Origin of the sequence: Acetitomaculum ruminis DSM 5522 (assembly GCF_900112085.1) — a bacterium.
Taxonomy (GTDB): domain Bacteria; phylum Bacillota; class Clostridia; order Lachnospirales; family Lachnospiraceae; genus Acetitomaculum; species Acetitomaculum ruminis.
Genome location: NZ_FOJY01000018.1, coordinates 14,459 through 30,221 on the forward strand (window position 1 = coordinate 14,459; position 15,763 = coordinate 30,221).

Below are 15,763 nucleotides of genomic sequence, written 5' to 3' on the forward strand. Positions count from 1 at the left end.
TGAGAAATTTAAATTCTTTAATTAAGCAATGTTTATTTTAATATTTAAAACTTTAAAGGAGTGACAGTTAGTTATGTCAAAAGAGTCCCAGGGAAAATTAAGAATTGATCCCTTAGGCCAGATGCCTATAGCATCTTTACTTGTAAAATTTGCAGTTCCAAGTATTATAGCTATGATTGTCGGGGCAATTTATAATATTGTTGATCAGATATTTATCGGTCAGGCAGTGGGGGAGTTGGGAAACGCAGCTACAAATATTGCCTTCCCTCTTTCTTTAATATGTACCTCCATAGGATTATTGTTTGGAATAGGAGGAGCCTCTTGTTTTAATCTCCACATGGGTAGAAAACAATATGAAAAAGCTCCCTATTTTTTTGGAAATTCTGCGATAATGCTTTTTTCATTGGGAACATTATTGTTTATAGTTACGGAAGTTTTTTTAAAGCCTATGTTAATAGGCTTTGGTTCACCTGATGCAGTACTTCCCTATGCAACCACCTATGTAAGAATAACGGCAATAGGTTTTCCTTTTTTAATTCTTACCACAGGGGGAGGACATTTATTAAGGGCAGACGGAAGCCCTAATATGACTATGTTTTGTTCCTTGTCCGGGGCAATTATAAATACAGTTTTAGATGCTGTTTTTATTTTCGGCTTTGGATGGGGCATGATGGGAGCTGCCCTTGCCACCATAATAGGACAGATTTTTTCAGGAGTACTGGTTATTCATTATATTCTTTTTAGGGTCAATACAGTAAAGCTTTTAAGAAAGCACTATATACCTAATTTTGAGATTTGCGAAGAAATAGCCTCTATTGGGATGGGCTCCTTTTTTAATCAGCTTGCTATGATGGTAGTTCAGATTACCTTGAATAATTCTTTGAAATATTATGGTTCACTTTCTATATATGGTGATTCAATTCCAATAGCCTGTTCGGGAATAGTTATTAAGGTAAATCAGTTATTATTTGCTGTTATTATAGGAATTGCTCAGGGCGCACAACCTTTGGAAAGCTATAATTACGGTGCCCAAAAATATGACAGAGTTAAAAAAACATTTTTTCTTGCCGTAGCTGCAGCAAGTGTAATTTCCATAATATCATTTATACTTTTCCAGTTTTACCCTAAGCAGATACTTATGCTATTCGGAGAGGGGAGTGAGAGATATTACGAATTTGGGACGAGATTTTTCAGAATATACATGTTTGCCGCTTTTATAAATGGTATTCAGCCAATAGTTACTAACCTTTTTACAGCTGTTGGAAAAGCTATAAAGGGGCTTTTTATGTCCCTTATCAGACAGATAATATTTTTACTGCCATTAATAGTAATACTGCCTAAAATATTGGGGATAGACGGCATTTTGTATGCAGGTCCCATAGCGGATACGCTGGCAGCAGTGGTATCTATCTCATTTGCGATATATGAAATAAAAATAATGAAATAAGTAAAGATGCGAGGAACCCTTATAATCACGGGTAAACCTCGCATTTTTTGTGCCTTTTTGAACGCAGTGTAAGCAATCCCCCGCTTCAAAAGCGTAAGCTTTAAGCGGGGGTATAAAGCTTACTAGTGTCAGAAGGGGTTAAAGCCCCTTCTGACAGGTGGCACAAAGTGCCACTGCGTTCATGAGGAAGTAGCGAAGCGGATTCCGAATGTCCGCTTTACCGCAGTGTAAGCAATCCCCCGCTTCAAAAGCGTAAGCTTTAAGCGGGGGTATAAAGCTTACTAGTGTCAGAAGGGGTTAAAGCCCCTTCTGACAGGTGGCACAAAGTGCCACTGCGTTCATGAGGAAGTAGCGAAGCGGATTTAAGAATGTCCGCTTTACAGAAGTTTCTAAGAGCATTGAATAAATTTATCATAGCCATTCCTACAAAAAGTCTAAATGATAAGCACAAAATTAAGACGGAATGTATAAAAGAGAATTTGCTTCGACATCTTGAATAAAAAAAACAGGCATAATTGATATAAAATATCGATATTTTCAATACTTTGAGGATTTTTTAAAAAAATTTGAAATAATCTGCTAAAAATTAACAAATATTGCATTGCTACATTTTGTACTAATATACGGATAATATCTCCGACAGTTTGATAAATTACATTTTTTGGAAAACTAAAATATAATTAACACATGCAAAAAATAAACTTGCATAGGGAGTTTGTAAACAGAAGAATTAACAAAAGGAGAGGCATATGTTAACAAGAAGACAGAATTTATTAGAAACTATTAAAGGTGGAAATCCAGACAGATTTGTAAATCAGTATGATTTTATGAAAATCATTACTGCTAACCCATTTTCAAAATCAAATCCAAATCCAAAATATGGAGAGCATAATGTTGTAAATGCATGGGGAGTAACAAAATCTTGGCCAATCGGTACACCAGGTGCTTTCCCTGTACATACAGATGATAAAATAGTTATTAAAGATATTGATGATTGGAAAACTTATGTAAAAGCTCCAAACGTAGTATTTTCAGATGCAGATTGGGAAGATACAATCAAAGAAGTTGAAGCTATCGACAGAAATGAATATTTCGTAGCTCCTTTCATCGCTCCTGGTATCTTTGAGCAGTGTCATTATCTTATGGAGATTCAGAACTGCCTTATCGCTTTCTATGAAAGCCCAGACGAAATGAAAGACCTCATCAAATACATCGCTGATTGGGAATTACAGTATGCTGAGCAACTTGTAAAATACATCAAACCAGATGCATTATTCCATCATGATGACTGGGGAAGCCAGATTTCTACTTTCCTTGCACCAGCTATGTTTGAAGAGTTCTATCTTGATGCTTATAAAGAAGTTTACGGATATTACAAGAAAAACGGTGTTGAAGTTATTGTTCACCACTCAGATTCATATGCTGCTACATTAGTTCCAGATATGATTGAAATGGGAATTGATATTTGGCAGGGTGTTATGAAGTCAAATGATATCGCTTCACTTATCGATCAGTACGGTGGAAAAATCTCATTCATGGGTGGTATTGATTCAGCTGAAGTTGATTTCGAAGGATGGACAGATGAAATCGTTGCTAAGAAAGTTAGAGAAGCATGTGAAACATTTGGTAAGAGTCATCATTACTTTATCCCATCAGCTTCACAGGGACTTCCAATGAGTACTTATGAAGGTGTTTACGAAGCTCTTACAAGAGAAATCGATAACATGAGTAAGGAAATGTTTTAATTAGTTACTGAGTAATTTTAATTCTTTTAAAATTATATTTACAGTTAGGTCTATTTATAGCATTTCGGGGAAAATTGCTAAAAAACATCAAGCCTCTTCAGGTTTAATTATCTGGAGAGGTGATTGATTGTAAATATAGAGATATTTTTAAAAGAATATCTTATAAATGGGGGAATTTCTTCTATATTTAGAGGAAATGTCACGAAAAAAAGAGAGGAGAATTTATAATGAGTGACAATCAGGAACCTAAGAAGGGAATAAGCGGTGCGCTTAAAATCTTCTACGGTGTTGGAGACTGCGGATTCAACCTCATGTCCAGCATCGAAAGCTACTTTTTCACAGTTTTCTTAACAAACCTTGCACAATTTTCATTGCCTATGGTTACATTTATTACAACCGTAGCAAGTACAATTGATGCATGTCTTTCATGGATTTACGGAGCTGTATTAAACAGTATTAAGCCTATGAAATGGGGACGTTATCGTTCTTGGCTTATTGTTATTCCATGGCTTGTACCATTCCTTTATGCATTCCAGTTCATTAAAGTTGGAGATGGAATGCTTAGCGCAATAATAATCATTATAGCAGCAGTATCCTCCCACGTAGCATGGAACTTTGCTTATGTTGCTAATGTGTCAATGATTTCTGTAGCTGGTAAAACACCTGAAGAAAGATCACAGCTTGCTTCAACAAGAGGTGCATGGTCTAACTTCTCAAAAGTTATTTTCTCATATGTAGGACCAGGTATTGCAGCTATTTGTGCCGGATTTATTGGTGAAGTTAACCAGTATGGTGCATGTGCATTTGTTTTAGGTTGTATTTTTGCTTTATTATATTTTGTACATTTTAAAATGTTTGCAGGATATGAAGAAGTAAATGTTCAGGATGTAGTTGCTGCAAAAGCACCTGCAAAAGATAAAACAGGTGGAATGGACCTTATTAGAGCGCTTCTTCAAAACCCACCACTTATCGCTCTTTTAATTGCTGACCTTGCTAAATTTATGTTTAACTTTGTTCTTATGGGATTTGCAACATATTATTTCACATATGTAGCAAATGATGCAAAAATGTTAACTACATACATTCTTGTAACAAACATTTTCTGCGTAGTTGGAGCATATTTAAGTAAAACATTAAGTAATAAATTTTCAACAAGAACTACTACTATCGGCGTTATGTTTGTACAGGCTGTACTTTTAGTTGTTTCATATTTATTCTATAACAATGCACTTGTTGTTATGGTTCTTATGAGCTTAGCTATGTTTGGATATGGTATTACATATGCTTGTACACCTGCTCTTTACGGAGATACAATTGTTTATGCTGAGTGGAAGACAGGAAAGAATGCAGCAGGATGGATTAGTGGACTTCAAAATGTTCCATTAAAAGTATCTATCATGACTCGTGGTATTATTATTTCATCTTGTCTTGCTATGGGTGCTTTCAGCAAAGATATTGATCCTGCTCAGGCTTCAGATGTATTAAAGAATGCAATCAGCTTAGGATTTATGATTATCCCTGCTGTAGCATTAGCAGTAGCTGTTGTAGCTTTAGTATTTGGATTTAAACTTACAAAGGATAAAGTTAACCAGTATGCAGCTGAAATTGCAGCTAGAAATAACTAAGATCCCCTATAATTAATTATACCTATAAATAATCAGAAAACCCTCGCTTTTTAAGTGGGGGTTTTTTGAACGCAGTGTAAGCAATCCCCCGCTTCAAAAGCGTAAGCTTTAAGCGGGGGTATAAGCTTACTAGTGTCAGAAGGGGTTAAAGCCCCTTCTGACAGGTGGCACAAAGTGCCACTGCGTTCATGAGGAAGTAGCGAAGCGGATTTAAGAATGTCCGCTTTACGTTTAAGATGAAGTAGCAAAGGATATTTAAGAGTGTCCGCTTTACTGAAAAAAGTTATTTAATAATGTAATATTTGATTTTGTAATAGAAAATAAGTGTTTTTGTAATGAACAAATGTCTTTTACACAAAAACACGTGGAAAAATATAGGAATTTTTGTGCAAATATTAAGAGAAAATTAAAACTTATTGAATTAATAATAAAATTATGCTATCCTAATTCACAACTTGGAAATAGAGGAAGAAATCTAATAAACATTATCTGTTATAAATGCAGATATCTCCACACTGTGATACAAGTAGATGTAGTATGATAATTAAACTTAAATAATAAAAAATATACCAATGGCGGCGTAAATACCCGCTATATTTTATATCTAAACACTTTAGCACATAAAAGTGATAATTAGGTAGTGGTTTAAAAGGATAGAGGAAATAAAATGGGAAAAACAGAAACAATTTTAAAGGTTAAGGATTTATGTGTTGAATTTAACACAGTGGAAGGAAAGGTTAATGCAATAAATAACCTGACTTATAGTCTTCACAAAGGGGAGAAGCTTGGAATAGTTGGAGAAAGTGGAAGTGGAAAAAGTGTATCGTCTTTGGGAGTTATGGGGCTGATTCCAAATCCGCCGGGAAAAATTGTTGGTGGAGAGATTATTTACAAGGGAGAAAATCTCATTGATAAAACAGAAAAAGAAATGGAAAAAATAAGAGGAAATGAAATCTCCATGATTTTTCAAGAGCCTATGACCTCTTTAAATCCTATTATAAAATGCGGACAGCAGATTGCAGAATCTTTGATTTTACACAGAGGTATGAAAAAGAAGGAAGCCATGGAAGAGGCTATCAGGATAATGCAGCTTGTAGGAATTGCAAATCCTAAGGCCAGAGCTCATGAATATCCTCATCAGATGTCCGGTGGTATGAGACAAAGAGTGATGATAGCTATTGCTCTGGCATGTCACCCAGATATATTAATAGCTGATGAGCCTACAACAGCTTTAGATGTTACCATTCAGGCTCAGATACTTGATTTGATAAGGAAGATGAATAAGGAGCTTGATACCAGCGTAATATTTATAACTCATGATTTAGGAGTTGTCAGTGAATTATGCGATACGGTAATAGTAATGTACACCGGAAGAATTGTTGAAAAGGCTCCTGCAAAGGAACTTTTTAAAGATCCAAAACATCCTTACACAAAAGGACTATTAAGTGCTATTCCAAGAATAACAAAGGAAAGGGCGGCTCTTTCAACTATAGAGGGTTCTGTACCAAATCCTACTGAGAAAATATCGGGATGTAGTTTTTCACCAAGATGTCCATATGCTACAGACAGGTGTAAAAATGAAGAACCCCCGGTTGTTAAACTGGATGAAAGCAGAAGAGTTAAATGTTTTCAATATGTGGATTAATGGATGTAAGGAGGAAATAAAATGTCTAATCTGCTTTTAAAAGCTGAGAATGTGAAAGTATATTTTAAGGGTAAAAATAAAAAATCCGGAGTGGTTAAAGCCGTTGATGATATAAGTTTTGAAATAATGAAGGGTGAAACTTTTGGAGTGGTAGGAGAAAGCGGTTGCGGAAAAAGTACACTTGGAAGAACGCTTATAAGACTTCAAGATCCCACAGAGGGACATATTTATATGGATGGAAGTGATATTGCCACACTAAACGGAAAAGATTTGAAAAATATGAGAAAAAAAGCCCAGATTATTTTTCAGGATCCGTCAGCTTGTTTAAATCCTAGAAGAACAATAAGACAGATACTTGAAGAGCCATTTGTTATCCATGGAGAGAAGGATAAGGCTTTTGTGAATCAAAGGATAGAAGAACTTATTAAGCTGGTGGGACTTGATACTTATCATCTAAGCAGATATCCCCATGAAATGTCAGGGGGACAAAAGCAAAGAGTGGGTATAGCAAGGGCATTGGCATTAAATCCTTCTCTTATTATCTGTGATGAGGCGGTATCGGCATTAGATGTATCTGTACAGGCTCAGGTATTGAATCTTTTACAGGAGCTTAAAGAAAAGCTTGGACTTACCTATTTTTTTATATCCCACAACTTAAATGTGGTATATCAGGTAAGCGACAGAGTTGGAGTTATGTATCTTGGAAAAATGGTTGAAATAGCGTCCTATGATACCTTATATGAAAAAAGAGCTCATCCTTATACAAAGGCCCTTCTTTCAGCCATACCACAGGTTACTAAAGAAGAAAGAGAAGAAAGGATACACCTTCAGGGAGAGGTTCCAAGTCCATCAAATCCCCCATCAGGCTGTCATTTTCATACAAGATGTACATCCTGTACTCAAAGATGTAAAGATGAGGAACCGAAATTAAGAGAAATTGAACCGGGACATTTTGTAGCGTGTCATTTGTATGACTGATGTCAAGGGTTTGATTATATATTTAAAGTAATTTAAGACAATTATTAGCTGTCATGTAAGGCAACTAAAAAAAGGAGGTACTAAAAAATGAAAAAAAAGATAATGGCGCTTGTTTTGGCAATGGCCATGGTTGTAGGTGCTACAGCCTGTGGTGGAGCCGATAAAGCCGGTAGCACAAAAGCAGGTTCAGATACGACAGCTGTTTCCGAGAGTGCAAACGGAAATACAGTTGTTGTTGCAATCGGAGGAGGATTTGATACATTAGATCCAGGACAGGTATATGAAAAATATCCTCAAATGATTATCAATGCATGTTATGAAAACTTATTTAAGTTTTATTCAAATGATGGTGAAGCAGAGCCTTGCCTTGCAGATACTTATGAATTATCAGAAGATGGTTTAACTCTTACAATAAAACTAAAAGAAGATGTTACTTTTGCCAGCGGAAATAAATTGACATCAAAAGATGTTGTATTTTCTCTTAACAGAACAAAGAATCTTAAAGGAAATCCATCATTTATTGCAGATACAATCGGTTCTGTAGAAGCAGTTGATGATTATACTGTAAAAATTAACCTTACACAGCCTGATTCAGCTATTACATCTAAGCTTTGTTATTCAGCAATGGCTATATTAGATAGCGAAGTTGTTAAAGAAAATGGTGGAACAGATGAAGAAGATGCAGCTAAAAAAGACTCTGCTCAGTCATACCTTGACTCAACATCAGCAGGTTCAGGTAAATATATACTTACAAGCTATACGCCTGATTCAGAAATTGTTCTTGAAAAAAATGAAAAATATTGGGGCGAGTCAACAAATGTAGATAAATATGTAATCAAGATTCAAGATGATGCCAATACTCAGATGATGACCTTATCATCAGGTGATATTGATATTGCTGCAAATATGACAGCTGATACCATGGATGAACTTAAAGGAACAGATGGTATCAAATTATTGAACAATACAACAAAAACTGTAAGTTTCCTTATGATGAACATGGACGAAAAAATCGGTGGTCCGGTTTCAGATACCAAAGTTCAGCAGGCTATCAGATATGCCCTTGATTATAAAGGAATTCAGAAAATCTGCGGCGAGGGAACAACAACTCCATATTCAATTATTCAGGCAGGCTTCTTTGGTTCATTAGGTGAAAGAACTACTGATTATCAGGATGTGGACAAAGCCAAAGAACTTCTTAAAGAAGCAGGATACGAAAAAGGATTTGATATTGATTTAACAGTTTGTGACCTTGCAATGGAAGGAATCGCCTTAACAGACCTTGCTCAGAAAGTAAAATCTGACCTTGCAGAAGTTGGAATCAATGTAAATATTGTTTCAAATGCATGGGCTGCCGGATATGGTGATGACTATCGTGATGGAAAACTTGGATTCACAGTAATGTATTGGGGAATTGACTACAACGATCCTAATGTACAGCTTGAGTTTTTACCTGGCGGAGTTGTAGGTTTAAGAGCAGGATGGACTGCTGAGTCTGATCCTGAAATCGCGGCTCTTTATTCAAAGGCAGTAAATGCTCTTACAACACAAGAAAGAGAAGCTGCTCTTAAAGAGGTTCAGGAAGCTACTTATGAATACGGTCCGTTTATTATGCTTGCTCAGGCTGCTTGCCCAATGGCATACAATGACAGACTTGACAATGTAGAATTCTCAGATCCATATACAGTTGACCTTACACAGGTAACAGTAAAATAAGAAATAATTCTCTAAATAAAAAGCCATAATTCATACTTAGTTTGTTTCAGAAACTTAAAATCCTTGCATAGGTTTCTGAATAGATAAAAATCAGACAGCCCCAGTTACTAATCCTCTTTCCAAGGGGCTGTCTGATAAATAATTAAATGAATACTCGATTGTAATGATTGAATATTCATTTAATTATTTATATGAGCATTAGTAAAGGAAAATTTTTAAAATCCCTGACAAAAGCTCAAGAATAAAAACCTAGGAGTAGAAGAAAGGTGAAAAAATGGAACGATTAAAATTTATCGGAAAAAGACTATTATACCTGGTAATAATGCTTTTTGGTGTAGCAACATTGGTATTTATACTGACAAAGCTGATTCCAGGGGATCCTGTTACAGCAAACTTAAGCCAGAGAGCCTTAAGTGATGAAAGTATAGTAGCAGCCTACAAGGCTAAATACGGACTGGATAAACCCCTGATAGTGCAGTATCTCTTATATATCAAGAGTCTTGTTACATTTGACCTTGGAACATCGATTCGTACTAATAATGCAGTGCTTGATGAATTACAAAGATGTTATCCGGCTACCATAGAGCTGGCTTTACTTTCTATAATAATTGCCACAGTACTTGGTATATTTTTTGGAGTTATATCAGCCATCAAAAGAAACAGTATAATTGACCAGATTGTCAGAGCAATTTCTGTAACGGGAGTTAGCCTTCCAAGTTTCTGGTTTGCGCTTTTGATGCTCTTTTTCTTCTATTATAAATTAAAAGTATTCCCGGGACCGGGACGACTTAGTACCTCATTTTCGGCACCTGCTACAGTTACGGGACTTTATGTATTAGACAGCCTTTTGGAAGGGGATTTTCCAAAGGCGTTAGACGCTTTTAGTCATTTAATACTGCCTTCACTGGTTTTGGCTGCTTTTACTATGGGACTTATTACAAGAACTACCCGTTCAAATCTTTTAGATGTAATGTCAACAGATTATATTCGTACAGCAAAAGCAAAAGGACTTAATCAGACAAAACTGATTATACATCATGCTTTAGGAAATGCCCTTATTCCGGTACTTACGGTAATCGGATTGGGACTTGGAAACTTACTGGGAGGAATGGTACTTGTGGAAACCATTTTCAACTGGCCGGGGGTTGGTCAGTTTGCATATCAGTCAGTTATGTCAAATGACTTTCCTTCCATAATAGGTGTGGCTTTGCTAATAGCCATAAATTATATGGTCATTAATACCATTGTGGATATTTTATACGGTATTATTGACCCGAGAGTGAGGTTAAGCTGATGTTACGTTCATTAAAAAAATTATTTAAATCAAATTATTTATTTACATTGGGAGTAATAATCTGTATTTTCTGGATATTAATGGCTATTTTAGCCCCGGTGGTTGCTCCTTATAATCCAATAGAGCAGGGGATAAGTTCAAGACTTGAAGCTCCAAGTGCTGCTCATATATTCGGAACAGATAACTTTGGAAGGGATATATTTTCAAGAGTAATTTACGGTGGAAGATATTCACTTCTTGCAGGATGTCTTACAGTAATAATTGCCGGAATAATAGGTACCTTTTACGGAGCAATAGCCGGATATGTAGGGGGAAAAACAGACAATATCATGATGCGTTTTTCAGAGATGATATTATCATTTCCATCTTTGATACTTGCCATGATAATAAATGCAGTATTAGGTTCAAACCTTTTTAATACAATGTTTGCCCTGGTAATAGTAGCCTGGCCAACATATGCACGATTAATGAGAAGTGTGGTATTAAGTGTAAAAGAAAATGAGTATGTATCCGCAGCCCAGGCTTTAGGTGCATCAAAGACAAGAATTCTTTTAAAAGAAATAATACCAAACAGTGTCCAGTCGGTTTTAATTATGGCTACAACAGATATTGGAAATCAGATTTTAATGTTTTCAACCTTAAGCTTTTTAGGACTTGGTTCTGCGCCTCCTACTCCTGAATGGGGTATGATGGTATCAGAAGGTGTAGAATACTTTAATAAGTTCTGGGTGGCAGGCTTCCCAGGATTAGCTATATTCACTATGGCTGTGGGAGCAAACTTTATCGGTGACGGTCTTAGAGACTTACTTGATCCAAAGCTTAGAAAACAGTTTTAACTATAAGTCGGAGCTTAGGCTCCGACTGCTTTAATATATAAAGCAACTGATAAATTTTTGTTAAATAGACTATAGAAATTTTTTAAAAAAAGTAGCATTATAATTAGAACACAGGTGGTACAAATTGCCACTGATAAATATTTTTCAAGATAAAAATACAAATATTTATAAAATTAGGAGATGAAGATAAATGTACGAAAAAAGAATTGAAAGAACAATGGAAAAGTTAGAGGATATGGGGCTTTCACAAATGCTTATAGTGGATCCTATGTCCATTTTTTATTTTACCGGAGTGTATATCAGCCCTTTTGAAAGATTTTTTGGATTATACATTTCAAAAGACAAAGAAAATGTTCTTTTCCTTAATAAACTCTTTACAATACCGGATAATATTGAAATTAAGAAGGTTTGGTATACAGACACAGATCCTGTTACAGACATAATTTCAGAATATATTGACAAAGACAAGGTATTAGGAGTTGATAAGGAGCTAAAAGCCAGATTTTTACTGCCTCTTATGGAAAAAAATCATGCGAAGGGATTTGTTAATTCTTCAATTGCAGTTGATATTACAAGGGGAATAAAAGACAGGGAAGAAATAGAAAAAATGAGACTTGCTTCAAAAATAAATGATGAAGCAATGGCACAGTTTAAGGGACTTATTCATGAAAATGTAACTGAAAAGGAAGTAGCAGATAAAATGCTTGATATTTACCTTAAACTTGGGGCTGATGGATATTCATTTACACCTATTGTATCCTTTGGAGCCAATGCTGCAGACCCTCATCATGAGCCGGATGATACAGTATTAAAAGAAGGAGATTGTGTTTTATTTGATGTTGGTTGCATAAAAGACGGATATTGTTCTGATATGACAAGAACCTTCTACTACAAAAAAGTCAATGACCATGCAAAAAAGATATATGAACTGGTTCAAAAAGCAAATGAAGAGGCAGAAAAAATAATTGCTCCGGGAAAAGAGATACATATTCTTGATGATACAGCAAGAAAAATTATAAGTGATGCAGGTTATGGCCCACAGTTTAATCATAGATTAGGACACTTTATTGGACTTGCAGAACATGAATATGGGGATGTTTCATCTACAAATGACTGGGAGTTAAAGGCTGGTATGATTTTTTCCATAGAACCAGGAATATATTTAGAAAAGGATACCGGAGTAAGAATTGAAGACCTTGTACTGGTAACTCCTGATGGAGTAGAAAGACTTAATAATTATCCTAAAGATTTAGAAATTATCGGCTAGAAATTTTTACATTAATAACCCAAAAGAAAGCAGGTTAAAAATATGAATCCAATAGCAACACTTCATATGAAAAATGGAAAAAAAATAATAATTGAACTATTAAAGGATGCGGCTCCTAATACCGTAAACAGCTTTATATATGTAGCAAAAAACGGATATATGGACAATCATGCCATACAAAGAATAGTTCCGGGAAACTGGGTGGATGTTACTTATACGGCTTTTCACCATGAAGAAGCAAAGTATCTTATTCCTAACGAATTTGAATTAAATAAAGATTTGATTCCTTTAGACTCACATCCGGGATGTGTGGCAATGGGAGGATACGGAGAAGCAGGAATAGCAGGAGCAGAGTTTTTCTTTCCTTTAAGGGATTGTCCTGAGCATAAGGGCATATATCCTGTTTTTGGGAAGGTTTTAGAGGGAATGGATGAGATATATCGTCTGGAAAAAGTAGAAACAAAACCTGCCACTGACTATCCTATTGAAGGAGTAGAAGTAAATGTACCGGTTAAGCAGGAGATAATAGAGAAAGTGACTCTTGAACTATTTGGAGTCGATTATCCAAAACCGGTTCTTATGAAAGAGCAAAATCTTCCGGAGTGTTGGAAAATGTAATCTTTTTTCTAATAAAAACAAAACTAAAATAAGTACAGCTACATGTTTTAAGGAAAACTGTAGCTGTACTTTGGTGTTTATAAGAATTTTTAAGAACTCTGTCGGATAACGATAGCTTCTTATCACAATACTATCATATATTTTTTATAAAAACAATATAAAAAATTGCTGACTTTTATGAAAAAAATCAGATAATTACTAGGTTTAAAGGTTATCGAGTTATATTTTTTATTTTTTAAGTAGAAATGAAAAAATATTCATAAATATTAAAAAAATACAGAAATAATCTTGAAAAAACATTAATATTGTGATAATATAGGTGTACTAACTAGTAGTTTTTGTAATTTTTATATTGTTAATACTACTGATTAAATTTAATGTTAAGAGAGAGTGGGAATTTGTTATCGTTCCTACTCTTTTTTTCAAGGGAGGTGTTTAATATTTCAGAATTATTTGAAAAAATAATGGATAAAAAACCGCTTGTACATGTAATTACAGATGCTTTAACATTAAGAGATACTGTAAATGCTATATTATCAACAGGAGCCAATGCAATTTCAGCAAATGATATAGAAGAGGTCAAAGAAGTGGTAAGACTTTCAGATGCATTGCTTTTAAACATAGGTACTCCGTCAAAAAATATGCTTGAAGCCATGTGTTTAGCCGGAAGTGAGGCCAACAGGAGAAAAATCCCTGTGGTTTTAGATCCTTCAGGAGCCGGAGTATCCAAATTCAGAACAGAAATTCTTTTAAAACTTGTAAAACATGTCTCTGTAAATATAATAAGAGGAAATTTTAGTGAAATCTATTATCTTGCCTGTGTTTTATTGGACAGAGAAAAAGAATTAGAGAATTTTGAGGCAAAGTATTTAAAAAATCCGGAGAATATTGTTATTCCAAAGGAAATGTTACAGGAATTATCTAAAAAAACAGCCTCAATCATTATTGCAACCGGAAAAGAAGATTTAATATCAAACGAAAGCACTACGGATATAATAACCGGTGGCAGTATATATCAGTCATTTATTAACGGTAATGGATGCATATTATCAGGTCTTATAGCAGTAGCCTTAGGAACTGTAAAAAGCAAATTAGAAATAGAAGAGAACAATTTTTTTGAAATAATATCTGATGAGGCAGAGGATTTTGAAATCGCAAAACAGGTTCTTACAGCTTATTCAGATGCTGCTCTTGAAGCAGAAGATGAAATGCTTAAATCAGATATAAATGGAACCAGAACCTTTTATCAATTCTTTATGGATAAAATATCCAAGGGTTTGTGATATATAAACTTCATATTATTAATTATATTTAGGCTTAATCTTATATAAAATCTAAAAAATTTCCAGATATTCCCAAAAACTTTATAGTACTGCCTTGTTTTATAGTACTTTTTTGCCATATAAAGTCACTTTTTGCCAAAAAACTATTTTAATTGCCCAATCCGTGTTAATATTCTAAAAGAATTTTTAAAAAAACAGGGTGGATTTATGTATAAAAATAATAAGAATAATAAAGTTATAACTTTTTTATGTTTATTGATATTAGTCTTTGTTGTAATAAGCATAGCTATGTTTATGAGAAGTGAAAATCTTTCACAAAAATATTCAGATGCGAAGGCCAAATTGTCTAATTATAAAGAACTAGAAAGAACAGGAGAATTTTTTGTAGATGGGGTAAAAACCCACGGCTCTTTGTCAGTTAAAAATACAGAACTTTTAGATCAAAAAGGGGAAAAAATCCAACTAAGAGGTGTAAGCAGTCACGGACTGTTATGGTATCCGGAATATACAAATTATGCTGCCATAAAGTCAACCAGGTCATATGGAGCCAATGCCTTTCGAATAGCAATGTATGCCAATGATGTAAATGGCAGTTATAAAACAGATAAAGAAAAATCAGTGAAATTGTTAAAAGGGGCAGTGGAAAATGTCCTGGCAGCAGATATGTATGCCATAGTTGATTTCCATGTTTTAAATGAAGAAAATCCTTTAATTGATATGGATATTGCAAAAGAATTTTTTAAAAATATTGCAAAAAGCTATGGAGATAATCCCGGGATAATATATGAAATCTGTAATGAGCCAAACGGTGCAACAAGCTGGGAGGATATAAAAGAATATTCAAAGGCTGTAATAGAAATAATCAGAAAATATGCTCCTCATTCCATAATAATCGTTGGAACACCGGATTACAGCTATTCTTTGTCAAAAGCTTACACTTTGAATTATGAAAATATCATGTACTCTTTTCACTATTATGCAGGAGTTCATGGAGGAAAAGAGGAATATCAAAATATTATAAATAATGCAATGGATAATAATCTGGCTGTTTTTGTAACAGAATGGGGCATAAAAACAGATAATGGTGATTATGAAAGAATTTTAAATACAGGCGAAGAATTTGTTTCATATCTTAATCAAGAAAAAATAAGCTGGTTTGCCTGGGATTTGTCAAATAAAGATGAATGTTTCTCAATATTAAATAAAAACACTAATACACTTTCAAACTTTAAAGAAGGCGATCTTACAGATGTTGGAAAGATTGTTTTTAAAGCTTTGGACAACTAAAAAAAGGAAAGGAGATAAAACG

Annotated in this window: 12 protein-coding genes; all 12 read left to right on the plus strand. The window is 34.5% G+C overall.

Going from position 1 to position 15,763, the window contains the following annotated elements:
• The first annotated feature begins 73 nt into the window (after positions 1–73).
• The 12 genes from BM153_RS11030 (at position 74) to BM153_RS11085 (ending at position 15,741) form a co-directional block, all read left to right on the plus strand.
• Entirely contained in the window at positions 74–1,447 is a 1,374-nt protein-coding gene (locus BM153_RS11030) for an MATE family efflux transporter (RefSeq protein ID WP_092873769.1), read from the plus strand.
• Between the two features lie 749 nt (positions 1,448–2,196).
• Positions 2,197–3,192: a uroporphyrinogen decarboxylase family protein gene (locus tag BM153_RS11035; protein WP_092873772.1), complete on the plus strand. Its 996-nt coding sequence runs from the start codon at positions 2,197–2,199 to the stop codon at positions 3,190–3,192.
• A 227-nt stretch (positions 3,193–3,419) separates the two neighbouring features.
• Positions 3,420–4,817: an MFS transporter gene (locus BM153_RS11040; protein ID WP_092873775.1), complete on the plus strand. Its 1,398-nt coding sequence runs from the start codon at positions 3,420–3,422 to the stop codon at positions 4,815–4,817.
• Positions 4,818–5,484: 667 nt separating this feature from the next.
• Positions 5,485–6,462, plus strand: a complete 978-nt coding sequence (locus tag BM153_RS11045) for an ABC transporter ATP-binding protein (protein WP_092873778.1) — start codon at positions 5,485–5,487, stop codon at positions 6,460–6,462.
• Positions 6,463–6,483: 21 nt separating this feature from the next.
• Positions 6,484–7,440 carry an ABC transporter ATP-binding protein gene (locus BM153_RS11050; protein WP_092873781.1) on the plus strand — a complete coding sequence of 319 codons (957 nt, stop codon included), beginning with the start codon at positions 6,484–6,486 and terminating at the stop codon, positions 7,438–7,440.
• An 87-nt stretch (positions 7,441–7,527) separates the two neighbouring features.
• Positions 7,528–9,156: an ABC transporter substrate-binding protein gene (locus BM153_RS11055; RefSeq protein ID WP_092873784.1), complete on the plus strand. Its 1,629-nt coding sequence runs from the start codon at positions 7,528–7,530 to the stop codon at positions 9,154–9,156.
• A gap of 274 nt (positions 9,157–9,430) precedes the next feature.
• Positions 9,431–10,450, plus strand: coding sequence for an ABC transporter permease (locus tag BM153_RS11060; protein WP_092873787.1), 1,020 nt, complete (start codon positions 9,431–9,433; stop codon positions 10,448–10,450).
• Positions 10,450–11,286, plus strand: coding sequence for an ABC transporter permease (locus tag BM153_RS11065; protein WP_092873790.1), 837 nt, complete (start codon positions 10,450–10,452; stop codon positions 11,284–11,286). Before BM153_RS11060 ends, BM153_RS11065 begins: the two co-directional genes overlap by 1 nt.
• A gap of 190 nt (positions 11,287–11,476) precedes the next feature.
• Positions 11,477–12,553, plus strand: a complete 1,077-nt coding sequence (locus BM153_RS11070; RefSeq protein ID WP_092873794.1) for a M24 family metallopeptidase — start codon at positions 11,477–11,479, stop codon at positions 12,551–12,553.
• A 42-nt stretch (positions 12,554–12,595) separates the two neighbouring features.
• Positions 12,596–13,171 (plus strand): peptidylprolyl isomerase, encoded by a 576-nt coding sequence (locus tag BM153_RS11075; protein ID WP_092873797.1) that lies wholly within the window; start codon positions 12,596–12,598, stop codon positions 13,169–13,171.
• 464 nt (positions 13,172–13,635) lie between these two features.
• Entirely contained in the window at positions 13,636–14,454 is an 819-nt protein-coding gene (locus BM153_RS11080; RefSeq protein WP_177205651.1) for a hydroxyethylthiazole kinase, read from the plus strand.
• 207 nt (positions 14,455–14,661) lie between these two features.
• A complete protein-coding gene (locus BM153_RS11085) occupies positions 14,662–15,741 on the plus strand; it encodes a glycoside hydrolase family 5 protein (RefSeq protein ID WP_092873803.1) in 1,080 nt (359 codons plus the stop codon).
• Positions 15,742–15,763 lie beyond the last annotated feature (22 nt).